At 51.1% G+C, this 24,740-nt stretch carries 22 protein-coding genes; 12 read left to right on the top strand and 10 right to left on the bottom strand.

Annotated elements, in window-relative coordinates; all coding sequences use genetic code 11:
• Nucleotides 1-168 precede the first annotated feature (168 nt).
• Entirely contained in the window at nt 169-1,851 is a 1,683-nt protein-coding gene (locus ACO0LN_RS06165) for a hypothetical protein (protein WP_422971952.1), read from the top strand.
• Nucleotides 1,852-1,922: 71 nt separating this feature from the next.
• Here the strand turns inward: ACO0LN_RS06165 and ACO0LN_RS06160 are convergent, their stop codons facing one another.
• Nucleotides 1,923-3,251 carry an NAD(P)/FAD-dependent oxidoreductase gene (locus ACO0LN_RS06160; protein WP_422971950.1) on the bottom strand — a complete coding sequence of 443 codons (1,329 nt, stop codon included), beginning with the start codon at nt 3,249-3,251 and terminating at the stop codon, nt 1,923-1,925.
• Nucleotides 3,252-3,657: 406 nt separating this feature from the next.
• Between ACO0LN_RS06160 and dusB the strand changes: the two genes are divergently transcribed.
• The 8 genes from dusB (at nt 3,658) to ACO0LN_RS06120 (ending at nt 12,131) form a co-directional block, all read left to right on the top strand.
• Nucleotides 3,658-4,668 carry a tRNA dihydrouridine synthase DusB gene (gene dusB, locus ACO0LN_RS06155; RefSeq protein ID WP_162060788.1) on the top strand — a complete coding sequence of 337 codons (1,011 nt, stop codon included), beginning with the start codon at nt 3,658-3,660 and terminating at the stop codon, nt 4,666-4,668.
• 93 nt (nt 4,669-4,761) lie between these two features.
• Nucleotides 4,762-4,995, top strand: coding sequence for a helix-turn-helix domain-containing protein (locus tag ACO0LN_RS06150; RefSeq protein WP_110258221.1), 234 nt, complete (start codon nt 4,762-4,764; stop codon nt 4,993-4,995).
• Between the two features lie 47 nt (nt 4,996-5,042).
• Nucleotides 5,043-6,608: a bifunctional phosphoribosylaminoimidazolecarboxamide formyltransferase/IMP cyclohydrolase gene (purH, locus tag ACO0LN_RS06145; RefSeq protein WP_422971947.1), complete on the top strand. Its 1,566-nt coding sequence runs from the start codon at nt 5,043-5,045 to the stop codon at nt 6,606-6,608.
• A 253-nt stretch (nt 6,609-6,861) separates the two neighbouring features.
• Complete coding sequence (locus ACO0LN_RS06140) at nt 6,862-8,628, top strand: tetratricopeptide repeat protein (protein WP_422971945.1); 1,767 nt, start codon at nt 6,862-6,864, stop codon at nt 8,626-8,628.
• Nucleotides 8,629-8,885: 257 nt separating this feature from the next.
• Entirely contained in the window at nt 8,886-9,428 is a 543-nt protein-coding gene (gene ruvC, locus ACO0LN_RS06135) for a crossover junction endodeoxyribonuclease RuvC (RefSeq protein WP_422971943.1), read from the top strand.
• 173 nt (nt 9,429-9,601) lie between these two features.
• Nucleotides 9,602-10,183, top strand: a complete 582-nt coding sequence (gene ruvA, locus ACO0LN_RS06130; RefSeq protein WP_422950682.1) for a Holliday junction branch migration protein RuvA — start codon at nt 9,602-9,604, stop codon at nt 10,181-10,183.
• 3 nt (nt 10,184-10,186) lie between these two features.
• Nucleotides 10,187-11,257, top strand: coding sequence for a Holliday junction branch migration DNA helicase RuvB (gene ruvB, locus ACO0LN_RS06125; RefSeq protein WP_422971941.1), 1,071 nt, complete (start codon nt 10,187-10,189; stop codon nt 11,255-11,257).
• A 49-nt stretch (nt 11,258-11,306) separates the two neighbouring features.
• Nucleotides 11,307-12,131 (top strand): 2-keto-4-pentenoate hydratase, encoded by an 825-nt coding sequence (locus ACO0LN_RS06120; protein WP_422971940.1) that lies wholly within the window; start codon nt 11,307-11,309, stop codon nt 12,129-12,131.
• Between the two features lie 260 nt (nt 12,132-12,391).
• On the opposite strand, the gene ACO0LN_RS06115 is transcribed toward ACO0LN_RS06120, so the two are convergent.
• Together ACO0LN_RS06115 and ACO0LN_RS06110 are read right to left on the bottom strand one after the other, a co-directional pair.
• The gene (locus tag ACO0LN_RS06115; RefSeq protein ID WP_422971938.1) at nt 12,392-13,453 is read right to left on the bottom strand and encodes a porin; all 1,062 of its coding nucleotides are present in this window, start codon (nt 13,451-13,453) and stop codon (nt 12,392-12,394) included.
• Between the two features lie 381 nt (nt 13,454-13,834).
• A complete protein-coding gene (locus ACO0LN_RS06110) occupies nt 13,835-14,971 on the bottom strand; it encodes a porin (RefSeq protein ID WP_422950678.1) in 1,137 nt (378 codons plus the stop codon).
• Between the two features lie 348 nt (nt 14,972-15,319).
• Here ACO0LN_RS06110 and coq7 point away from each other — a divergent pair, with 348 nt between their 5' ends.
• Nucleotides 15,320-15,970: a 2-polyprenyl-3-methyl-6-methoxy-1,4-benzoquinone monooxygenase gene (gene coq7 / locus ACO0LN_RS06105; protein WP_422971936.1), complete on the top strand. Its 651-nt coding sequence runs from the start codon at nt 15,320-15,322 to the stop codon at nt 15,968-15,970.
• 121 nt (nt 15,971-16,091) lie between these two features.
• On the opposite strand, the gene ACO0LN_RS06100 is transcribed toward coq7, so the two are convergent.
• Nucleotides 16,092-18,383, bottom strand: a complete 2,292-nt coding sequence (locus ACO0LN_RS06100; RefSeq protein WP_422971934.1) for a UvrD-helicase domain-containing protein — start codon at nt 18,381-18,383, stop codon at nt 16,092-16,094.
• Between the two features lie 362 nt (nt 18,384-18,745).
• Here ACO0LN_RS06100 and dapA point away from each other — a divergent pair, with 362 nt between their 5' ends.
• Both dapA and ACO0LN_RS06090 read left to right on the top strand, forming a co-directional pair.
• Complete coding sequence (gene dapA / locus ACO0LN_RS06095; RefSeq protein WP_422971932.1) at nt 18,746-19,696, top strand: 4-hydroxy-tetrahydrodipicolinate synthase; 951 nt, start codon at nt 18,746-18,748, stop codon at nt 19,694-19,696.
• 62 nt (nt 19,697-19,758) lie between these two features.
• Entirely contained in the window at nt 19,759-20,499 is a 741-nt protein-coding gene (locus ACO0LN_RS06090; protein ID WP_422971931.1) for a hypothetical protein, read from the top strand.
• Nucleotides 20,500-20,530: 31 nt separating this feature from the next.
• Here the strand turns inward: ACO0LN_RS06090 and ACO0LN_RS06085 are convergent, their stop codons facing one another.
• From ACO0LN_RS06085 to thiS, 6 genes are all read right to left on the bottom strand, one after another.
• Nucleotides 20,531-21,415, bottom strand: a complete 885-nt coding sequence (locus tag ACO0LN_RS06085) for a DUF2628 domain-containing protein (RefSeq protein WP_422971929.1) — start codon at nt 21,413-21,415, stop codon at nt 20,531-20,533.
• Between the two features lie 135 nt (nt 21,416-21,550).
• A complete protein-coding gene (gene thiE, locus ACO0LN_RS06080) occupies nt 21,551-22,183 on the bottom strand; it encodes a thiamine phosphate synthase (RefSeq protein ID WP_422971928.1) in 633 nt (210 codons plus the stop codon).
• Nucleotides 22,180-22,998: a bifunctional hydroxymethylpyrimidine kinase/phosphomethylpyrimidine kinase gene (thiD, locus tag ACO0LN_RS06075; protein WP_422971926.1), complete on the bottom strand. Its 819-nt coding sequence runs from the start codon at nt 22,996-22,998 to the stop codon at nt 22,180-22,182. Before thiD ends, thiE begins: the two co-directional genes overlap by 4 nt.
• A gap of 21 nt (nt 22,999-23,019) precedes the next feature.
• Nucleotides 23,020-23,811 (bottom strand): thiazole synthase, encoded by a 792-nt coding sequence (locus ACO0LN_RS06070; protein WP_162060804.1) that lies wholly within the window; start codon nt 23,809-23,811, stop codon nt 23,020-23,022.
• Between the two features lie 168 nt (nt 23,812-23,979).
• On the bottom strand, nt 23,980-24,339 hold the full coding sequence (locus tag ACO0LN_RS06065; RefSeq protein ID WP_422971924.1) for an endonuclease domain-containing protein: 360 nt from the start codon (nt 24,337-24,339) through the stop codon (nt 23,980-23,982).
• Nucleotides 24,340-24,538: 199 nt separating this feature from the next.
• Nucleotides 24,539-24,739, bottom strand: a complete 201-nt coding sequence (gene thiS, locus ACO0LN_RS06060) for a sulfur carrier protein ThiS (protein WP_422971922.1) — start codon at nt 24,737-24,739, stop codon at nt 24,539-24,541.
• Nucleotide 24,740: the final 1 nt, after the last annotated feature.

The following is a 24,740-nucleotide window of genomic DNA, read 5'->3' as shown; positions in this document are numbered from 1 at the left end:
ATGGCGCTGTTATAAAATAGTTTTATGCATGGCTGCCAGAATGACACAAGTGAATTGACCACGGCATGGTAAATAGTGATACTGCCAGCTTTAGCCTGAAATTTTTTCGCGCATATCATCTGCGTGACGTTTTTGCTGATCCGCCTATTTAATTGAAGGAAAGTTGTGGTGCGAGCCTTCTATCAACTCGATTATGACGCACTCCCCCGTGACGTCAAAAAACAATTGGCCAGGTCGGTCAGAAGCCCGGACTATCTGGTGCATGCTGACGCCATGTCGAATCGGTCCTGGTACCTGCGGCATGCTGCCTTGATGGCCGCATGTATTTTCTTTGTTTACCTGGCTGCGGCTTCAAGCTTTGGAGACCCTGTCAATGACCTCGCCTGGGATAATACTGGCCTGATAGTCTTGTATGCAATACTGTTTTTTGGGGTGGTCTATGCTGGCCATGAAATATGGCAGCGCATGCAGCTGAGCGCAAAATTTCGCTTCGCCCCTGGTTGCTACCTGTTTCCACTGGCACTGGTTGATATACGCAGCAATAAAATCGCGGTACATGATCTGGCACAATTGCGCAAACTTGATGCTACCCATCATGAATCGAATGGCCGTTATCAAAGAACGATTTTCTCTTTCAATTTCAATGATGGCACGCGTAAAGACCTGGTCATCAATAACCAGAACCTGGCTGAAGCCACGCTGGGAAAATTCAATATCTATAAAACCAAGGCCAAGGATGCATTTCATAACCGCGATCTGGCAAGTCTGTATGGCTTTGACCCCCTTCTGGATGTACGGAGAAACAAGTGGCGGGAAGCACATGGGGCTGCCAGCCTGGGTAAGCGGTTTATCAATCTCTTGACTCAATTCAAAGTACCGCTACTGGTGCTGGCCATCTTCATTGCTGCCTTGTTTTGGTATGGTAGGAATGCTGCAGCAGACAAGAAAATGTATTTGAATGCCAAGCACTTGCAGACCGAAGCGGCGTATCTGGGTTATCTGGCTCACGGCAAAGTCAAGATTACTGAAATGCAGGCAGAGTTGCCGCGCGTGGTATTCAATGAAGTACAGAAAAAAAATTCCGTGACCATGCTGCGTCAGTTGAAACTGCGCTTCCCGCAATCCGATATCTTGCCTGACGTGGCAGAAGAAATTCATGTGCTGTATGAAAACTCCATGCAAAAATTCCGGCAACAGGCAGTTAATTCAGACGCTGCCTTGATCAGGTCCATGGAAAATTTGCTGAAATTTGCCGAGGAGCATAACGACCCGAATGTGGCGATCAGCTTTACTCGCCCGACGGAAAGTGAGCTGGGTCAGCTCGATGCAATCCTGAAACTCAAGGAAAATAAATTGCGCGGCATGCGCATCATACCAGCGGCGAAATACTTTGCAGACAATAGCGCAGCCGTCAGGGAAACACGGATTATCGTCGGGATACGTAGTGCGTTCAGCTCCATATTCCCGAATGATGTGCTGTCATTCAATGCCAATCCTGCCGCCCCTGACAATGCGCCCAGGTTGCAGATCACTTATCAGATAGAACCTTCTGGCAAGGTGTTTGTGTCTGACAAACAAGATGATGCCTTTGTTGGCATGGTCATGCGCTTCAAGTCCGCGCTCATCGTACCTAATACCAGAGACCGGTGGAAATTCGACCTGGAAGTAGAGCCACCAGATTCATTCAATGTCGAGTACCAGACATCCAGCCGCACACCGGTACAGCACGCACCTGAAGGCCAGGTCTATGCGGTAATGGCAGAGCGGGCCTTCGATAAACTGGCAAACAAGATCAATGCCGCATTCTTCAGGCCAGATAGTACGGCATACATGAAGCAGAATGGTCGATGAATTGCAGTACAGGCAGGTTTTGCACCCCGTCCATACTGCAGGATCAATGCCGTTTCAGCATTGCATAAGAATCAATGCAACTTGATACGCGGATTACGTACCCTGTCTATGGTCTCTGCCCAGGTCGACAGCCATGTATGGAACAAACCATTGACTGCCATCTGGTGTTGTTTATGCAGTGACCAGTACATCCATTTTGCCAGCGTGCCTTCGATGAAAACAGAGCCGCTGGCCAGAGAACCCATGAGACTGCCAACGGTGCTGTAATTACCCAGCGATACCAGCGAGCCATGATCTTTATAGGTAAACTCCAGTGCAGATTTGCCCTGCAGGCGGCGCACCAGCGTTTTTGTCAGGGTACTTGCCTGTTGATGGGCAGACTGGGCGCGTGGTGGTACGTTCGGCAGACCCTCACCTTGTGGACAGGCGCAGCAATCACCAATTGCGAAGATAGCCGGGTCTTGCGTGGTTTGCAAAGTACGGGTAACCACCAATTGATTGATGCGGTTGACTTCCAGCCCATCCAGGTCTTTTAAAAACTCTGGCGCTTTAATGCCTGCTGCCCAGACCACGATGCCACTTGGAATAAATTTGCCGCTGGCCATCTGCACGCCAGCCTTGGAGACATCGACCACTTTTTCATTGGTATGCACTTCTACCGCCATGCTACGCAATTCACGGGCGACAGAATCGGACACGCGCTCAGGCAGCATTTGCAGTAAACGGGTACCGGCATCAACGATGACGATCTTCAAATCTTTTTCAGGATGAAAATTCACCAGGCCGTAGCTGGACAGGATTTTGGTAGTCATGTGCAGCTCTGCTGCCAGCTCTACACCAGTGGCACCTCCACCTATGATGGTGACGGTAAAACGGCCTTCGCCAGAAGTCTGCTGCTGACTTTGCGCCTGCAGACAATAATTGATGAGGCGTTGATGGAAACGCTCTGCCGCAGCAGGGGAATCAAGCATGATGCTGTTTTCGCGTGCGCCGGGCGTACCGAAGTCATTGGTCTGACTGCCCAGCGCTATCACCAGGCTGTCATAGCTTATGGCCTGACGTGGTAATAACTGGACGCCGTTTTCATCGAGCATGGGGGCGATATAAATTTCTTTCTTTTCACGAGAAAGCCCCTCCATACGACCCAGACGGAATTCGAAATGATTTGACCGTGCCAGGGCGAAGTATTCGCGCTCGTCTGCATGACTGTCGAGAGTGCCTGCGGCAACCTGATGCAATAGAGGTTTCCACAAATGGGTACGGCTGGCATCCACCAGCGTAATGACGGCTTTGCCGCGTTTGCCTAATTTCTTGCCCAGGCGCACTGCCAGTTCCAGCCCGCCTGCACCACCGCCAACGATGGTAATTCTATGTACTGCCTCCTTGTTTTGCGTGCCCACGAACAACTCCCTTATTTGAAAAATATATTCCCTTGCTGACTATCTTCTAATGAACAAAAAAACGGATGGCAAGGGAATACATTTTTGTCAGGAGTGAAAATGACAAATATGTAAATATACGCATGGAGTATACACAGAACTGACAAAGCTGAGCGTGGGTTGACGAACAAAGCGGGGGCGAACAGGTATATTGCAGACAAACAGCAGGCACATTTCAAGTGCCAACAGCAGTTTAGAGAGGCAAGTCTAATCTGCTCCGGGATGCACAGTTTTGTTGAAATTTAAACTATCAAAAAGCCAACAAATATAGATAAAAATATTCCTTACGAGTGGTAACGATTTTGCCAAATATTTAGGCAGGATTCAGGTAGAATAGCGCTTCTTCGAATTTCCCCCTTCCCTGATCGTGCAAATCGGCTCTTACGTGCTGCGTAATAATATTTTTGTTGCTCCCATGGCTGGTGTGACTGACAGACCTTTCCGTCAGTTGTGCAAAGAACTGGGTGCGGGTTATGCCGTGTCTGAAATGGCGGCATCCAATCCCAAACTCTGGGAAACAGAAAAATCCACGCGCCGTACCAACCATGAAGGTGAAATGGAACCCAAGGCCGTGCAGATTGCCGGTGCAGACCCACAGATGCTGGCTGAATGTGCCAAACACAATGTTGATAAAGGTGCGCAAATCATCGATATCAACATGGGTTGCCCGGTTAAAAAGGTCTGTAATGCCTGGTGTGGTTCTGCCTTGTTGCAGCATGAAAGCCTGGTTGGGCAGATACTGGATGCGGTGGTCGGCGCAGTCGATGTGCCGGTCACACTCAAGTTCCGTACAGGCTGGGACAGGGCCAATAAAAATGCCCTGAACATTGCCCGCATGGCAGAGGCGGCTGGGATACAGATGCTGACCCTGCATGGACGCACCCGTGCCGATGGCTATAAGGGTGATGCCGAATATGAGACCATTGCTGCCGTCAAGGCTGCAGTCAATATCCCCGTAGTTGCCAATGGCGACATCACGACACCGGAAAAGGCCAAATATGTACTGGAGGCCACCGGTGCTGACGCCATCATGATAGGCCGGGCGGCGCAAGGCCGACCGTGGATCTTTCGCGAGATCGCCCATTTCCTCAATACCGGCGAGCATTTACCTGCCCCCCTGATTTCTGAAGTTCGTGAACTCATGGATGCCCATTTGAAAGCGCACTATGCCTTCTATGGTGACTACCTTGGCGTTCGAACGGCACGCAAACACATAGGCTGGTATGTGCAAGACCTGGTAGGTGGTGAAGATTTCCGGCAACAAATGAACTTACTGACGGATTGTGATGAACAACTTGCCGCCGTCAGCAGTTTTTTTGATCACATGGCTGGGGAGCGGTTACAATACCGCCCCTTTGAAGAAAAACTGGCAGCATAAGACAAAGCACTTTTACAAAAACCAATTTGTCTTGCCGTCCATAAAGCATGGACTACCCGCCGCCTGGCATAACCGAACAGTGATAAAAACAGCATGAGCAAAGATAGCATTCAAGACGCCGTCCACAAAAATCTGGAAAAATATTTCCGTGACCTGGGCGAGCAACCCGCATCCAATATTTACGACATGGTCGTGTTAGCCGTTGAAAAACCTATGCTGGAAATGGTCATGACGCGCGCATCGAGCAACCAGTCACAAGCCGCCGATATGTTGGGCATCAACCGGAATACCTTGCGCAAGAAATTGCAGCAGCACGGTTTGCTTTAATCCATCTGCGAGGCTTGACACCGATTTCCTTACTCACATCAAAAATCATGATCAAACAAGCCCTCATTTCCGTCTCCGACAAGACCGGTGTGCTCGAATTTGCACGTGAATTGTCTGCGCTCGGTGTCAAGCTCTTGTCCACGGGTGGCACGGCCAAACTGCTGGCCGACAACGGCCTGCCTGTCACGGAAGTGGCAGACTACACCGGCTTCCCTGAGATGCTCGATGGCCGAGTCAAGACCCTGCACCCTAAAGTGCATGGTGGCATCCTGGCGCGCCGTGATTTCCCTGAACATGTGGCAGCACTGGAACAGCATGGCATTCCCACCATAGACATGGTGGTGGTCAACCTGTACCCGTTCCAGCAGACCGTAGCCAAGGGTGAATGCTCACTCGAAGATGCGATAGAGAATATCGATATCGGTGGCCCGACCATGTTGCGTTCTTCTGCCAAGAACCACAAGGACGTGACCGTCATTGTTGATCCGTCTGATTATGCCGTTGTACTGGCAGAGATGAAGGCGAATCAAAACGTCGTCAGCTATGACACCAAGTTCACGCTGGCAAAAAAAGTATTTGCTCACACCGCGCAATACGATGGTGCCATCACCAATTACCTGACCAGCCTGGGTGAAGACAAGGCGCACGCGACACGCAGCGCTTATCCACAAACCCTGAACCTGCATTTTGAAAAAGTGCAGGAAATGCGTTACGGTGAAAACCCGCATCAGTCTGCCGCCTTCTATCGCGACCTGAAATCTCTCGAAGGTTCACTGGCCAACTACAAGCAATTGCAAGGCAAGGAACTGTCTTACAACAATATCGCTGATGCTGATGCCGCATGGGAATGCGTGAAGTCTTTTGCTGAATCTGCCTGCGTCATCGTCAAGCATGCCAACCCTTGTGGTGTGGCTTTGGGTGCGACACCGTTTGAAGCTTACAGCAAGGCTTTGCAGACTGACCCGACTTCTGCGTTTGGCGGCATCATCGCCTTCAACCGCGAACTTGATGGCAAGGCTGCTGAAATCGTCGCCAAGCAATTCGTTGAAGTATTGATCGCGCCATCTTTCACTGCCGAAGCGAAACAGATTTTTGCAGCAAAACAAAACGTACGTCTGCTGGAAATTTCTCTGGGCAATGGCTTCAACCTGTATGACATGAAACGTGTTGGTGGTGGCTTGCTGGTGCAGGCGCCTGATGCCAAAAACGTCTTGCAGGAAGAACTGCGTGTCGTCTCAAAATTGCAGCCAACTCCACAGCAAATGGCTGATATGATGTTCGCCTGGCGCGTGGCCAAGTATGTCAAATCAAATGCAATTGTTTTCTGCGGCAATGGCATGACACTGGGTGTAGGCGCTGGTCAGATGAGCCGCATAGACTCCGCCCGCATCGCTTCGATCAAGGCACAGAATGCTGGTTTGACTTTGACTGGTTCTGCTGTCGCGTCTGACGCGTTCTTCCCCTTCCGCGATGGTCTGGATGTCGTCGTCGATGCTGGTGCGACTTGCGTGATCCACCCGGGTGGCTCCATGCGTGATCAGGAAGTGATTGATGCTGCGGATGAACGTGGTGTCGTGATGGTTTATACGGGTACGCGTCATTTCCGTCATTGATGCGGGATAGATGTATTAAATGAGGTATGTGCGGCCCTGATTATTCAGGGCCGTTTTTTATTGCAGGCGCCTTATTACTACCGACATCACCTGAGTACATCAGCTCAACAATACGCATTGTCCATAACTTGTAAGCAAAGACCATATGCGACAATGCCGCCTCACACAAGATGGCTACAAGGCAGCACTATATTGCCGTGCCGAAGAATTCCCACAGGATGCATGACGAATGATTTATCTAAGAAAGACGACATTGTCTACCTTAACTTGCGCCGCTCTGATGGCCCTGAGTTTGTGGCCTGCCAGCTATGTATCGGCCTCAGAGCCTGATCATCCCGCCGCCAACCAACAGAATTACAGTGCGGACTTGATAGAAACTACCAGGCTTGCTGATAAAGGCGAAGCCGCTGCACAGCTCAAGTTGGCGGGCATGTATTTTGAAGGCCGGGGCGTGGCCAAAGACTTGCAACAAGCCGCCCACTGGTACCGCAAAGCAGCCGATCAGGGAAATGACAGGACACAGTACAGCTTGGGCTGGATGTACCAAACTGGTTCTGGCCTGTCCAAAGATATGCAACAAGCGGCCTACTGGTATCTGAAGGCCGCACAGCAAGGCAATGTCAATTCGCAGAATAATCTGGGTTGGCTTTATGAAAAAGGCCAGGGTGTAGTTAAAGACGTGCGACAAGCTGCTCAATGGTATCTGCAGGCTGCACAACAGGGGAATAAAGAAGCGCAAAACAATCTTGGCGTCATCTATCAGGACGGCATGGATGAGATAAAAAAAGATGAACAACAAGCGGTGCACTGGTACCGCAAGGCAGCGGATCAGGGGCTTTCAGTTTCACAGAATAGTATGGGTCGGATGTATTTCGAAGGTCGTGGTATAGCAAAAGATTATCAGCAAGCGGCCCTTTGGTATCGTAAAGCCGCTGATCAGGGAGAGGCCCGGGCACAATCGAGTCTGGGCTGGATGTATCAGACGGGCACTGGAGTAGCCAAAGATGCGCAACAAGCTGCTGGCTGGTATGTGAAGGCTGCGCAGCAAGGAAATGCAGGGGCGCAGAATAATCTGGGTGGACTCTATCAAAGTGGCATGGGCGTAACCAGGGATGAACAAGAAGCAGCAGTCTGGTATCGCAAAGCGGCCGATCAGGGAAGTGCCGCTGCACAGTTGAGCCTGGGTGAAATGTATGCCACAGGCAGCGGTGTACCCAAGGATGAAAAGCAAGCGGTGGTCTTGTACCGCAAAGCCGCCGAGCAGGGAAATGCCAAGGCGCAATTTGGCTTGGGCTGGATGTATCACACCGGTTCTTTTGTGGGCAGAGACGCACAGCAGGCAGTGCACTGGTATCGCCAGGCTGCCTTGCAGGAAATGTCCATGGCACAAACGATGCTGGGCGGCATGTACCTGGCAGGCGTCGGTGTGCCAGAAAATTTACCCCAGGCCGCATTCTGGTTTCGCCAGGCAGCCAACCAGGGGGCCGCAGATGCAGAATACATTCTGGGAATGGCGTATATCACTGGCAAAGGCGTGCCAGAAGACTGGCGGCAAGGGTCGATCTGGCTGCGTCGCGCTGCTGAACAAAATTATTCTAATGCACAGCACGTGCTGGCTTTGCTTTATCTGTCTCGCAAAGAATCACCCGATGACGGGAAACAAGCCCTTTATTGGCTGCGCAAAGCAGCAGAACGCGGCGATGCCAATGCACAACTCGACCTGGGCAGGATCTACGCTAGCGGCAAAATCTTGAATATAGACAGCCGCGCTGCAGCCAGCACCGTTGCCGGTCCACTTGACAAGGACTGGGACAAAACACAGAAAGACCTGGCGGCAACGATTGGTGAAGTGGTAGGTGTAGCCAGAGATGAACAGGCCGCCTATTTCTGGACCAAGCTATCTCTTGCCAACGGCAATCAAGTTGCACGCGACTATTTACCCCCGCTGGTAGCAGTATTGCCCGCTGAGAGCAAAAGCAAAGTCGATGCAGAAGTCAAAGCCTGGAAGCCTGTGAAATAAAACTTGGCGGCTGGAGTGCGTCAGCTGCGGGAGGGGCTGGCCTTCAATACATACCGCAAACACCGTTGCAGACCAACCGGGCCTGCATTATATTTCCTTACTGATGCGCATCAATTACAAATACCAATACTAATCATCAGAAGCAATTACTCACTTACTTAGCGAGCAATAAAACTAGCTCGCTGATACGCTATACTCATCAGCAATAATTCCTGTAGCAGCACAGCACCACATCTAACACACACTCAGAAGCCCTCATGAAAATCCTAGGCATAGACCCCGGCTTGCGTACCACCGGTTTTGGCGTCATCCATAAACAGGGCAGCAAGCTGACGTATATCGCCTCGGGCACGATAAAGACCATTGATGGTACTTTGCCAGAACGTTTGAAGACCATACTGGCTGGTGTTTCAGAAATAGTACGCACTTACCAGCCAGATTGCGCGGCCATAGAAAAAGTTTTCGTCAACGTCAATCCACAATCCACCCTGTTGCTGGGGCAAGCCCGTGGAGCAGCGATTTGTGCGCTGGTGGCGGCGGACCTGTCAGTGGCTGAATATACGGCCTTACAGGTCAAGCAAGGCGTGGTCGGCCATGGCCGTGCCAAGAAAGAACAGGTGCAGGACATGGTGCAGCGCCTGCTTGCTTTGTCTGGCCTGCCTGGAAGCGATGCTGCCGATGCGCTGGGCGTAGCGATTTGTCATGCCCACAGTGGTGATACCCTGGCAACCCTGGGGGCAATTGCACCGGGACTGGCGAAGAAGGGCTTGCGCGTCAAGGGTGGCCGTCTGGTCGGCTGATACGGGGCTGCAAGCTCATTGCAGCTGCACTATGCCCGCGCCAGATCGTATAACTGGCATGCATAAGCTTAATTGCAGTATCGCAATATCAATATAATTTCCCTGCGAGCCTCGTCAAACGCGCAAGAATCGTTTACTATCACTGCTTATTCATACAGTATGAAAGCAGTCCCATGATAGGTCGCATTGCAGGCACTCTGATAGAAAAGAATCCTCCGCAATTGCTGGTCGATTGCCAGGGTGTGGGCTATGAAGTCGATGTGCCTATGAGTACCTTTTATAACCTGCCGCATCTGGGTGAAAAAGTGGTCTTGCTGACGCATCTGGCGATACGCGAAGATGCCCATGTGCTGTTTGGTTTTGGCACGGCAGAAGAACGCAGCACCTTCAAGCAATTGATCAAGATCAGCGGTGTCGGTGCCCGCACTGCCCTCTCTATTTTGTCTGGCATGTCGGTAGCCGATCTGGCCCAGGCAATCACACTGCAAGAAGCAGGGCGCCTGACCCGCGTACCTGGGATAGGCAAAAAAACTGCTGAACGTTTGTTGCTGGAACTCAAAGGTAAGCTCGGTGCTGACCTGGGTAATGCCACTGCCGCACTGGCTGCGGGTGACCATAGCGCCGATATCCTGAATGCCTTGCAGGCACTTGGTTACTCCGACAAGGAAGCCTTGCTGGCGATGAAATCCGTGCCCGCAGGTAGTGGCGTCTCTGATGGCATCAAGCTGGCATTGAAAGCATTGTCCAAAGGCTAAGCGATGACGATACAGACCGACAATCTTTCATCCAACTTCAGCGAGCCACGCATTATCTCGGCCACGCCGAGCTCGCCCAACGAGGAGGCGATAGAACGCGCCCTGCGCCCCAAGCAGCTTGATGAATATGTGGGCCAGGAAAAAATACGTGGCCAGCTGGAGATTTTCATTACAGCAGCCAGGCAGCGTAGTGAAGCGCTTGATCACACCTTGCTGTTTGGCCCGCCGGGCCTGGGTAAAACCACGCTGGCTCACATCATTGCGCGTGAGATGGGTGTCAACCTGCGCCAGACTTCTGGCCCTGTTCTGGAGCGAGCTGGTGATCTGGCTGCCTTGCTGACAAATCTGGAAGCCAATGATGTGCTTTTCATCGATGAGATACATCGCCTGTCGCCTGTCGTAGAAGAGATTTTGTACCCGGCGCTGGAAGACTACCAGATCGACATCATGATAGGCGAGGGCCCGGCAGCCCGCTCGGTGAAGCTGGATTTGCAGCCTTTTACCCTGGTTGGCGCCACTACCCGCGCCGGCATGTTGACCAACCCGCTGCGCGACCGTTTTGGGATTGTCGCCCGACTGGAATTTTATACACCTGAAGAATTGACCAAGATCGTGACCCGCTCCGCATCGTTGCTGGGCGCACCGATACAGGCGGATGGTGCGCGTGAAATTGCCAAGCGGGCACGTGGCACACCGCGTATTGCCAATCGTCTGTTGCGGCGGGTACGTGATTATGCCGAGGTCAAAGGCAATGGTGAAATCACCAAGGCCATTGCCGATGCAGCATTGAAGATGCTGGATGTCGATGCCGTTGGTTTTGATTTGATGGACAGAAAACTGCTGGAAGCCATCCTCTTTAAATTTGGCGGTGGCCCGGTAGGTCTGGATAACGTCGCTGCTGCCATAGGAGAAGAACGCGACACCATAGAAGATGTACTGGAACCCTATCTGATACAGCAGGGTTTTTTGCAACGCACGCCCAGAGGCAGGATAGCAACTCCGTCCGCGTATGAGCATTTTGGCGTGACCATGCCCAGATCGGGCAATAACGGCGACTTATGGGGTGGTAGCTAAACGCTGACCCCTCCCATGGTTTGTGCTCAATCCAACCGAACTTGATGCCATGTCCCTACTAGCCGAACAACATGCTTATGCCGTCCTTGAGGCCAGGGCGCGTACCCAGCATATCAATCCCCTAAGCTGGCAATTTGAGCTGAGCATTAACGATGCTTATGACATTGCCAAAGCGTCTGACACCATCCGTGCCGCCGAAGGCGAAGTTTGCATAGGCCGCAAACTTGGTTTCACTAACCGCAAGCTGTGGAATAAGTATGGTGAGAAAGCTGCCATCTGCGAACCAATCTGGAGCAGCTTGTTTGACAGCACGGTGCGCTATGTTGAAGATAACCATGCCTACCAAAGCCTGACAGGCGCGCTGCAGCCACGCATAGAACCGGAAGTGGTATTCAAGCTCGGCAGGACGCCGGCTGCCGACGCTTGCATAGAAGAACTCGCAGATTGCCTGGAATGGATGGCACATGGCATAGAGATCGTCGTCAGCCCCTACCCTGACTGGAAATTTGAGGCAGCCGATGCGATAGCCGCACTGGGCTTGCATGGCACCCTGCTGATCGGTGAACCGCGCATCTTGTCGAGCGCCAGTCGCCAGCATCTGGCTGAGCTGCTGGCCAATGCCAGTGTCTCGCTGTCATGCGATGGCACACTGCTGAGCGCTGGCTATGGCAGTAATGTGCTGGATAGCCCATTGCATGCGATCTGGCACCTGCATGGCCTGCTGCAAAAGCAGCCACAGTTCCTTCCTTTGCAGGCAGGTGAAATCATCACCACCGGCACCTGGACTGATGCTTACCCGGTACAGGCCGGGCAAACCTGGGGGACTGCTTTCTCTGGCATCCCATTGCCGGGTCTGAGTGTCAGTTTTGCTTAAAACCGCCAAGTATCAGATGTTGCGGCGCCCCTCCGTGTGAAACACTGATTATCTGAAAGAAAAAGGCTGACATGCGGTACATGTCAGCCTTTTTCTTTTGCAGAAGCGCATAAACTTTATTGGCAATTCAGCCTGGCAGCCGCTGCCAGCATTGTGAGAAACACTTCACAAAGAAAACGCGAAAAGAGAAAGCACTCATCAAGAGTGCCTTCTCAATCTTGCCAGACTCTTTTTTAAAACTGACCTAAGTCAGCATTAAATTAGAACTTGTGACGGATACCAACGTTAACCAGACGTACATCAGCGCCGTTAGGAACTGGATGGAAAGTTGCTGAAGAATCAGCGCTACCCAGGTTGATGTTTGCGTCGTTGCTTGCGCGGGAGATCGAAGTGTACAGGTTAGTACGCTTGGACAGGGAGTATGTGTAACCCAGAGCCAATTGTGTACCGTTAGCAGCTTTCAACAGGCTGTTTTGGTTAGTGGAACGGATGTAGCTGGCGATGATATTGCCAGAGCCAACTGGTACTGTCGCACCCAGCAACCATACGCGACGATCCAGAGCAGCTGCGCCTACGCCATCATCTTTGATGGAAGAAAAACCAGCATGTGCTGTCACTACGTCAAAGTTGTATGTACCAGCCAGCAAGTAGCTCTTAGTTGCATTAGTACCAGTAGCATTTTGCGCATTGCTGTATGACAGTTCAGCAAACAGAGGACCAGCAGTGTAAGCACCAGAGAAACCGATGTAACGGCCAGCTGTTGTGTTACCAGCAACTTCACCGAAACCATAAGCAACAGTACCTACGAAACCACCCAGGTTAGTTGTGTTGTAGATAGCGGAGTTGTTGATACGAACGCCACCGTGGTCGAAGTAAGCTGCAGCGCCCAGGCCGGAAGTACCGCTACCTGCTGTACCGCTAGTGATACCAGTGCCGAATGGATCGAAGCTGTCGATTGCAACGAATGCTGGTGTGTATTGACGGCCGAAGTTAACCGCACCGAAATCACCAGACAAACCTACGTAAGCTTGACGACCGAATGCACGACCACCTTGAGCGGAGCTACCTGTATCAGCATTGATACCCATTTCCAATTGGAAATTTGCTTTCAGACCGCCACCCAGATCTTCAGAGCCTTTGAAGCCCAGACGGGAACCGGATTGAATACCACTATCCAGACCCAGAGTAGAGCCAGCAGGATCGCCAGTGTTTTGATGTTGCAAAGCCATATCAACTACACCGTAGATAGTGACGGAAGATTGAGCTTGCGCTGTACCAGCAACAGCAGCCAAAACTGACAGAGCGATGAGTGATTTTTTCATTGATATTTCTCCAAAGGATTTCACATTGATATTGAACTACATTAAGCACAGTTCGCGCAAAACAGAGCCAAAACATTGATTGCACGAAGAGCGCAAATACTTAAGAACCGACAAGACAGCTAAAAAGAAGTTAACGTATTTGACCAAAAATGGTGTCAGGCAGCCAAGCTAAATCGGCTTTTGGAGGGAATATGGGGGTGTTTTGTCTCGAATAAGCAACAAAAATTGCCTTAAAAGCAATAATTTCAATGCCATTTATTTAACATCGATAATGTCGGACAAGCGCTGAAAAATTACATTATTACCAATAAAAATGAAACAAAAACAAAATTGCAAAGGTCGCCTTAGGCGACCTTTGCAAGTAAAACTTTCTATCTACAATCAGAATGCGTGCAATACGCCTACTGCTGTACGTGTTGCAGAACTATTGCCTGCACCAATGATGCCCAGTGCCAAGGAAACATCTTGTGCATTAACAGAACCAGCTTTTGCATATGTCAGGGAAGCGTAAGCAGTTGTACGTTTGCTGAATGCATATTTACCCAGCAAGATGTACTGATCAGCTTTACCATCGATATCGCCAGAGCGTTTGGTATTGTAATAGGCAGTAGTCAATGTTGTCTGATCAGACAAAGTGAAATCTGCGCCCAGGCCTATGACAGCAATCTTGCGGCCATTTGCGCTTGGCAATGCATCAATCTTCACATTGCCTTCAACTTTATTGCTGGAGTAAGTACCACGCAACATCACAGATGGAGTGATCTTGAATTTGGCGCCACCAGCCCAGCCAGACAGATTGGAGACATTGGCATTGTCACGCAGTTTTGCGTAAGACAGGGCTGCACCGTTTGTACCATCTGTGAAGAAGCCGGACAGACCAGCATAGTTGCTCGCAGTATTGTCGCCTGCTTTTTCACCGAAGCCGTACATAAGCGCGCCGCCGAAACCGGACATCAGAGGAGAAACGTATTTGATGGAATTGTTTTGACGCAGAGCAGTACCGCCCTGGTTAGTACCGAAGCCACCAAAGAATGCGCCAGCATTCAAGGCGCTGAACATCACGTTAGGATTGGAACCTGCGTGTGCCAGGCTGATAGGATCAGCCAGACCGACAGAATCCACACCCAGAATATTGTTACGGCCCAGAGTGACTGTACCGAAATCACCAGACAAACCTACCCATGCCAGACGATCAAACAGGGATGTATTGTTACCGGCCTGATTAAATACGTTACCGCCAAAACCGGCACCTGCAGTACCTGTGTCATTGGCCAGTGTGCCTTCCAGATTGAAGTTAGCTTTCAAACCGCCGCCCAGGTCCTCAGAACCTTTGATACCCCAACGGGAGGTCAGTAACTGACCAGCATCCATGGAGAATTTGGAACCACCAGTTGGTGTCTGGTTGGTAGTAGCTACAACGGCTGCGTCGATAATACCGTAGATGACGACTGAAGATTGTGCGGAAGCGGTTGCTGCAAATGCGCTCAAGACTGCGAATGCCAGTATCGATTTTTTCATTGAAAGCGTCTCCAAAATTATTAATTTATGCGGCCACACCTGAAAAGCTTCGGCCATTATTTTACGAATTTAGTCTTGCCAAGACTTCGAAACCTGCTGATTAAGAAGCTAGGTTCCATTGAAACAAATTAAAGGAATTTGGGCAAAGAGAATTTGCGAACGATCGTTTTTAAGCAAATTTTATGTGGTGTTATCGCAACAAGCATCTACTTTCTTATTATTACAATCTTAAGTTTTCTGTAGGTTTCCAGACTTGGTCTGATGGCGCGTATCCTTAATTCTTCCTACAATAGACACTATCCAGTCTGGTATGGCTCATCGCTCCATCATTACATGCTTAAAAACAATATGAATCTTCCAATAACATTTCCCAGTGTCAGCCTTGACCAAATGATCAGCAAGTTTGACCGCGCCTTGCGTGTGGTCAGCGGCCAGGCCATGTCCAGGCGCACCTATCCTGGACATGATATGCCCGATGGCAATTTGTCCGAACAGGAAAAATCCCATAGTGCAGGTTTGATGCGCGTTAATCATGTCGGCGAAATTTGTGCCCAGGCCCTATACGACTCTCAGGGGGCAAATGCGCATACGGAAGATATACGACAGCAGTTCGAGCATTCCGGTGTAGAAGAAGAAGACCACTTGGCCTGGACGGCAAAAAGGTTGCATGAACTGAATTCACATACCAGCTTCCTGAATCCACTGTGGTATGCCGGGGCCTATGCCTGTGGCACACTAGCCGCCAGGTTTGGTGATGCCGTCAGTCTGGGATTTGTTGTTGAAACAGAAAAACAGGTAGAGGCACACCTGGCCAGCCATCTCAAGAAATTACCGGCAGAAGACCAGCGCTCACGCGCAGTAGTAGAACAGATGCGCGTCGATGAAATTGCCCACGGTGCGGCAGCACAGGCTTTGGGGGCCAGCACCCTGCCTGCTCCCGTGCAGGCAGGCATGAAACTCATGGCCAAGGTCATGACGACGACGGCTTACTATATTTAAAGCCTGAAGGTCTTGAAAAGCAAAGGACTGAAGAGGGCCAGCCTATAAACTTGAGCAACTGAAACAACCGGGCAACTGAGCAACGAACACGCAGCCCCTGGACTGCGCGTTCGTCTTTTGCTTATATTTTTTCCAGCTTGGCGATGCTCAAGTCCAGCTCCTTCATGCCAAACTTGCCGAAATTAATTTGTGCTCTGAGGCTGCCACTGCCGCCACCGCCATTCAGATTCACAATGACGCCCTCACCAAATTTGGCATGCTCCACATTCTGGCCTATGCGCCAAGTCATGGCGTCATTACTCTTCTTGAAGGTCTGAGCAATACGATTCGCGGCATCGTCAGGCGCTTCATCCCAGGCGGACTTTTTATTTCCAAACCAGGTCGGCTGTACCCGTGGTGTCAGCCACTTCAATGATTCTTCCGGCAACTCATCAAGGAAGCGGGAACGCATGTTGTAACGGGTCTGGCCATGCAGCATACGGGTTTGTGAAAAACTCAGGTACAGGCGTTTGCGCGCCCGTGTAATCGCCACATACATGAGGCGGCGTTCTTCTTCTACACCACTGTCTTCCTGCGCACTGTTTTCATGCGGGAACAAGCCTTCTTCGAGACCGGTAATAAATACCGCATCAAACTCCAGGCCCTTGGCGGAATGCACCGTCATCAACTGCATGGCATCTTGCCCGGCCTGTGCCTGGTTGTCACCCGCCTCGAGAGAAGCATGCGACAGGAAGGCTGACAGCGGTGACATCACCGTTGGCAAGGCCGCGTCGGCATCGATGATCTGATCACCATTCTCGCTCTGCAGTAAAACAGCCGCACTACTGGCAGGGCCGGCAAAGGCAGGTGCCTCCTTATTAAAGCCTTCTTCTGATACGAAAAGGGTGGCAGCGCTGACGAGCTGCTCCAAGTTTTCTATGCGGTCTGCACCTTCTTTTTCAGTCTGGTAATGCGTCAGCAGACTGCTGACTTCCAGCACAATCTTGACCATCTCGGGCAAGGGCAGGTTCTGGGTTTCAAAACGTGCACCTTCGATCAATTTGACAAAGTTCGCCAGAGAAGAACCAGCCTTGCCAGCCACATAAGGTACTGCCGCATACATGGAAATATTCTGCTGTCTGGCGACATCCTGCAATTGCTCCAGCGAGCGCGCACCTATGCCACGGGTAGGAAAATTTACCACGCGCAAGAAGGCAGAATCATTGTGCGGGTTATCCATCAATTGCAGATAGGCGATCGCATGCTTGATCTCGGCACGCTCGAAAAAGCGCTGGCCGCCATAAACGCGGTAAGGGATATTCGCCGTGAACAGCGCATGTTCTATGACACGTGACTGCGCGTTCGAACGATACAGTATCGCAATCTCGCTACGCAGCGAACCTTCACGTATCAGGTTCTTGGCCTCTTCTATGATCCAGTTGGCTTCTTGTATATCGCTACTTGATTCCATGATGCGCACCGGCTCACCATGACCAGCATCCGTACGCAAATTCTTGCCCAGTCGCTTGCTATTGTGTTCTATGAGTACATTGGCACTATCGAGGATGTGGCCGTGCGAGCGGTAATTCTGCTCCAGCTTGATCAGGTTCTGTACCTGAAATTCACGCTCAAAGGCGGACATATTGCCGACATTGGCACCACGGAAGGCATAGATACTCTGGTCATCATCACCGACGGCAAACACTGCACCACCTTTTTTACCACCCTCGCCCGCCATCAGCTTCAGCCACTTGTATTGCAGGTCATTGGTATCCTGGAACTCATCGACGAGGATATGGCGGAACCTGTCCTGATAATGCTCACGCAGCGGCTGGTTGCGGCTCAGCAATTCATAGGTACGCAACAGGAGTTCAGCAAAATCAACCACACCTTCACGCTGGCATTGCGTGTCATACAGATCATACAAACCAACCAGCTTGCGGTTGAAGTCATCATAGGCATCGACTTGCGCTGCACGCAAACCCTGGTCCTTGGCACCATTGATAAAATACATCAGGGTCTTGGGTGGGAACTTTTCATCATCGATATTGTTCGCCTTCAGCAAACGCTTGATGAAGGATAACTGGTCGCCAGAATCAAGAATCTGGAACGTCGATGGCAAACCAGCATCGCGATGATGGGCGCGCAAGAGGCGGTTACACAGGCCATGGAAAGTACCTATCCACATGCCGCGTGTATTAATCGGCAACATGGCAGACAAACGCGTCAGCATTTCCTTGGCGGCCTTGTTTGTAAAGGTCACGGCCAGTATGCCACCGGGCGAGACCTGACCAGTCTGTATCAGCCAGGCGATGCGGGTAGTCAGCACGCGTGTCTTGCCAGAACCGGCACCAGCCAAAATCAGGGCAGACTGCGCCGGCAAGGTCACGGCAGCCAGTTGTTCGGGATTTAAGTTGTGGAGTAAATTTTGCATAGGCAGATTATACGGGACTATGCCTGCCAGCCTGTTTTCCACTCCCTGAGTCAGGCAAAATCAGGCAAAATTTATTGTCGGCAGGCTTGACAGGCCTGGCTGCACGCGCAGATAATCATTTCAATCGCAATAGAAATTTCATCCACATTTCATTATGCAAACTCAAGTCAAAGATCAAGTACACGCACAAAGCAGCACTGCTTTGTGTATGGTCTTTGCTAAAGCCAAGAAACAGACGCTCATCTGACCGGGGCGTGCTGTCCCGTCAGGTGAGCTGACAGGATGGCAAAAACGGTACTCTCCCCCTTTGCGCTGTATGTCAACTCCCTGCGGGTCTTTAACCGGTCCACAGGAGAACAGGCATGTCCAGCAGCAATAATAGCAATAGCAATTCCAGCAACACTCATATTGAATCCATTCATCACAACAGGCGCGACGATTTTTCTGGCATCTGGGTCGCTCTGATAACGCCATTTTGCAATGGCCCGGACGCGGCAGTGGATTTACCCGCACTGCAGGCGCTGGCAAGCAAGTTGATCAAGGAAGGTGTCACGGGCCTGGTCGTCTGTGGCTCCACCGGCGAAGCAGCCGCACTCAGTGAAGAAGAACAATTGCAAGTGCTGGATGCGGTGTTGGCCGTGGTATCGCCCAATCAAGTCATCATGGGCTTGAGCGGCAATCATATGGGGCAAGTCTTGCACAGGCTGGCAGTCATAGGGCAAAGACAGCTTGCTGGAGTACTGGTCACGCCACCGTATTACATACGGCCATCACAGGCGGGCATCATGCACTACTTCAATGAAATTGCCGGGGCCTCTGCTGTGCCGGTACTGCTGTACAACATCCCTTACCGCACGGGCGTAAATATGGAATTACCCACGCTGCAGCAATTGGCAAAACATCCGAATATCGTCGCCATCAAGGATTGCGGCGGCAATCTGCAAACCACCATGCAACTCATCACCGACGGCGACATACAGGTGCTGACCGGAGAAGACCATGAATTATTTTCTGCTCTATGCCTGGGCGGTGCAGGCGGCATATTGGCGTCTGCCCATCTGCGGCCTGATCTTTTCATGCGCTTGCAAGCATTGGTCTCTACAGGTGAGCTGGCACAGGCCAGGCGTATTTTTTATCGGCTGCTACCGGTCATGCTGGCCCTGTTTGAAGAACCCAATCCGGCTCCGCTGAAGGCTGCGCTGGCAGCATTGGGGCTCATACAGGCTAATCTGCGCGCGCCCATGCTGCCAGCAAGTACCGAAACTACGGACAAACTCTTAAGCAAGATGGCACAACTTGACCTCATTCAATAGCACATTGCCTTGGTAGTGCAAGCAAAGGATAATGCGATATCAATAATTTCTTTCGGAATAATATGCGACGTCTGCCTCCTTTGTTTGCCGTATTCGCTCTGCTGGCAACAAGCTTGATTTTCCATAGCCGGCCTGCTGCTGCCATGACCATGCTGCGGGCAAATGACACTCTGATTTTATATGGCAGGGTGGTGGCGGACGATGCGCAACGCTTTCGCCGTAATCTGTCTGGTGGTGAAGTACACAATGTCGTGCTGAGTGAAAGCCCGGGCGGTGACCTGAATGCAGCTTATGGCATCGCGCAATTGATACGCGGCAGGAAAATCAATACCGCCGTTCAGGGCAATTGCTTTTCTTCTTGTGCCATCATCTTCATGGCTGGCACCGAAAGGCGCATGCTGGATAGCAAAAATCTGGCGAATACAAAACTAGGTTTTCACGGGCCACATAATAAGGAAACCCATGAAGTCAGTACCGAAGCCATACCCAGATTGCGTGAATGGTTGCTCAATGCCACCGATGGCAAATTCCCAGATGCATTGCTGGACCAGGCCATGTATATCAAAAGCGCCGGTGACATGATGTTTTTCCATTATCCGGGTGCAGACAAAAAAACAGGCAATATCCGCTTTTGTACCGCAGGCACGCTAGACCATCCACGCAAATGTGAAACCATTGAAGGTTACGATGTCGTCAGCGTCGGCATCCTGACGACGGCAGAATTATTAAAGGTTGAGGAACTGGACCAACAAGCCGCTGGTGGCAAGGAAAACCCTGTGGCTACTGAAAACCTCAAGCAATAAAGATCACCGGGATATACCGCGAACCTGTCTCTTACTTCCGCCTGATGTAAAAAAACTCAGTCGCATCGTATCTGCATTCATGCGGTATATCCAGGGTAGAAAAATCACCGCGCATACATCTCCATAAAATTTCCTTTTCCCCTTCGTAACGGGGTGCCAGATAAAAAGTCTGTGCTATGAAGGGAGCAACATTCATCGTGACAGCGATCAGGCCATGCCTCTGGTCAATTTCTATACTCTTGACATAGTCTGGTAGCTGGGAATCAAAACCGGCCTGGGCGATATTTTTAGGGAAAGCCTGATGAGCAAGAATATAGTCGCCAACTCCCTGGGAAACGTCTTTTGCAATATTCACCGCGTCAGCAACGGCGTGACGGCCATGCGACACCAGCTCTTTCCTGATTGCTTCATTTTTAGCGTCAAGCTGTTTCCTGGCGACCTCTCTTTGTATGTCAGGATATTTTACAGCGCCGGCTAGCGCAATCGTCAGCGCATACAGGCTGAATGCAACAAGTGTCCAGTTCCGTTGTGCGCTCTTGAAATGCTCCAGACTATCCCAGTAAACGTTTTGCCAGGTCCATAGTCTTGCGTTGCGGCCAATTTTGACAGCGCAAAAGAAACTGATGACAGGGCTAAAAAGAATCAGCAAAACCATCCATCTTTTGCCAATGCTGCTTATGTTATTAAGCCCGACCACGCTAGCGACTATGGGAGCCACGAGAAGAAAAAAACTGATCCAGCGTTTGTGACGGGCTGTCCAAAAAATCGCCAGCAAAAATGCACCCCATGACCAGCCAGCCACACCATCAGGTGCCGGGTAAAAATCCCCTTTACCCGAAGTATTGTCTTTGCCCACCAGCTGTCTGCTGGAGATCATTTGTGGTTCTGGATTTGCTGGAAAGCTGTTCGCGCTCATGGGGACTAGATAATTGGTCGGCTTGGAGACCGAAGTATATCTGAGGTCCCTGCATCTCTTCGAGCAGTTTTTGAGCCAGCCGACAAATGGAATCCTTCACGCAGACAAGATAAGCAGGCAAGCTAAGCAAATGAGCTAAGCAAACAAGCTGGCAAATGCCCGAGCCGCCTGTTGCGGCTGCTCTGCCATATACACACTGCTGATCACCGCCACCATGTCAGCCCCCTGGGCAATCAGGGGCTGACAGTTTTCCAGCGTCATGCCACCGATGACGACATTGGGCACATCAAATTCCCTGACTGCATCTCCAACTATACTGGCGGGTGTGGTCACTGCATATTTCTTGATACGGGAAGGATAGAAACCACCAAAGGCAATATAACTCGCATCACTCTGAATGGCGCTACGAGCCAGTTCCAGGTCGCCATAGCAGGACGCACCCAGTATTTTGCCCGCGCCCAGCTTGGCTCTGGCATCGGCCACTGAGATATCCGTGCCGCCTACATGCAGGCCATCGGCATCAATATCGAGGCAGAGTTGCAGATGGTCATTGATGATGAAGGGCTTGTTAAAGCGGCGGCAGAGTTCCAGCAAGGCCAGTGCCTGTGTCTTGCGCAATGCATCGCTGGCAGTCTTGTGGCGGTATTGCACAATATTTGCACCGCCCAGCAAAGCCTGTTCGGTGACTTCAAGCAGCTTTGCCGTATCGTCCCAGTCGGGGGTAACGATGTACAGGCCACTGAGTTGATGCTTGCTCAAATTATTCATGATTTCTTTCTTGTAGTCGGAACTGGCTGACGTGCCGGAATGAGCTGCCCAGCGGCAATCGCATACGCATGTTGCAAACTCTGCTGGGTATAGCTTTGCGCCTGTAGCAACGCCACAGGCAAGCTGGCGCCAATTGCCAGTTGCCCGGCTATCGCCGATGCCAGGGTGCAGCCACTGCCGTGGAATTCACCAGGCAAACGCGGCCATAACCATTCTTGTGCAGTCTGCCATTGTCCATGCTGGAACCAGATATTCTTAACCTGCGCTTCTGTTGCATGCCCACCTTTCAACAAGACATCCGCCTCACAGGTTTGCATGAGGTTTTCTACCTGTGCCTGCATATCCATACAATGTGGTGACAGGCGTTTCAGTTCAGGCAGATTCGGAGTGATCAGGGTTGCGACTTTCAGTAAAGGCTCAATCGCCCCTACCGGGTTATCGAGAGAAAGACTATCACCATGCCCGCTGCCCAATACAGTATCAACGATGACTTGCAAATCAGGCTCTTGCAGTTTCATCTTCTGGATAAAACTGGCAATCGCCGTCGCATTTTTTTTATGTGCGACGATGCCCAGCTTGACGACCTTGACCGGCATTTTTGCCACCAGGGTCATTGCTTGCTGCAAAATGATTTGCACATCAACGGCATGCACGGCATAGGCATGATCATTGTCTTGCACGGTCAATGCAGTAATCACCGGCAGGGCATGTGCACCCTGCGCAGCGATCGCTTCTATGTCTGCCTGTATGCCAGCACCACCGCTGGGATCATGCCCCGCAAATACCAGCACACAGGGGCGCGTAGTTGTTTTCATCAAACGATCATCAAACGAATATCAGACTATGCGGCCAGCCATAGGAGACGAAGGCGATGCTGCAAACTTGCGTGGCATGCGTCCTGCCAGAAAAGCTTCTCGCCCGGCTTCGACCGCCAGGCCCATGGCGCGCGCCATGCGTACCGGGTCTTTGGCACCTGCGATGGCGGTGTTCATCAACACGCCATCGCAACCGAGCTCCATGGCTATCGCTGCATCCGATGCAGTACCTACGCCGGCATCCACCAGTACCGGTACTTTGGACTGTTCGATAATCAGCGACAGATTCCATGGATTCAATATACCCATGCCTGAACCTATCAATGAAGCCAGCGGCATGATGGCAACGCAGCCTATGTCTTCCAGCATGCGCGCCTGTATAGGATCATCGCTGCAATACACCATGACATCGAAACCATCCTGCACCAAAGTCTTGGCAGCCTTCAGGGTCTCGGGCATATTCGGGAACAGGGTTTTCTCATCGCCCAGTACCTCCAGCTTGCACAGCTTGTGGCCGCCCAATAATTCGCGTCCGAGTTGCAAGGTATACACCGCATCTTCAGCGTTGTAGCAACCGGCTGAGTTTGGCAGTATGGTGTATTTGCTTGGTGGTACTACGTCCAGCAAGCTCGGTGCATTCGGGTCTTGTCCTATGTTCACACGACGGATCGCTACCGTGATGATATCGGCTCCGCTGGCTTCTGTTGCCAGGCGGGTTTGTTCCAGGTCTTTGTATTTACCGCTACCAACCAGCAAGCGGGAGCGGTAGGTTTTTCCGGCTATGCTTAAGCCTTGAGTGTTTTCTGTGTTCATTGCTCCATCTCCCAATTCTAGAATATTGATTAGCTATTGACTCCTTCCCCTTCAAGGGGAAGGCTGGGATGGGGATGGGGTTCGTTAGCAAATGCTGGTGTCGCTGAATCGACCGAAACCCATCCCCACCCTAGCCCTCCCCTTGAAGGGGAGGGAACGTCCTCAGTCTTATTTATGCTTTTCTTGATTCACATGCCGCCAAATTTCTTCCATCACAGCATTAGCCTCACTCAGTACCTGATTATTCCAAAAGCGTAAGACAGTAAACCCTGCCTTCTTCAGCACTTCAGTTCTATGCATGTCATAGGCCTGTGCTTCAGCGTGCTGTCCACCATCAACTTCAATCACCAGACGCTTTTCCAGACACACAAAGTCCAGTACAAAATGCTGATATGGATATTGCCGTCTAAACTTTGCACCTAACTGCTCACTGCGCAAGCCTTGCCATAATTTTTTCTCAGCGTCGGTCATGTTTTTACGCAAGACCTTTGCTGTTTTGATTAAATTTTCGTTGGCGGCGTTTTTCATATTCCGATCAGCTTAGATTTACTATATCCCCTCCCCTTCAAGGGGAGGGTTAGGGTGGGGATGGGGTTCCATCGCAAATAATGTAAGAATTTTACGACCGGAACCCATCCCCATCCCAACCTTCCACCGCACCGCTTGCAAGCGGCTTAGAAATTTGTGGCGCAAAAATCTCCTCTTGAAAGGGAAGGAGTTAAAAAAATCAACCTCCGCCAATCGCCCTCACCACATCAACCTTGTCATCGACTCGCAATTGATGTTCGGCCCATTGCGACTTCGGAATAATCTGCCTGTTCACTGCCACCGCAATCGCCTGCTGTGACAGGTTCAATTCCGCAATCAAGTCACCCAGCAGCGGACTCACCAGTTGCCGCTTCTCTCCATTGAGCTGTATCTCTACCATG

Origin of the sequence: Undibacterium sp. TC9W, from assembly GCF_049339865.1 — a bacterium.
Taxonomy (GTDB): Bacteria; Pseudomonadota; Gammaproteobacteria; order Burkholderiales; family Burkholderiaceae_D; genus Undibacterium.
The sequence above is the reverse complement of the archived record's forward strand: the minus strand, read 5'-3'. Positions and strand labels throughout refer to the sequence as shown.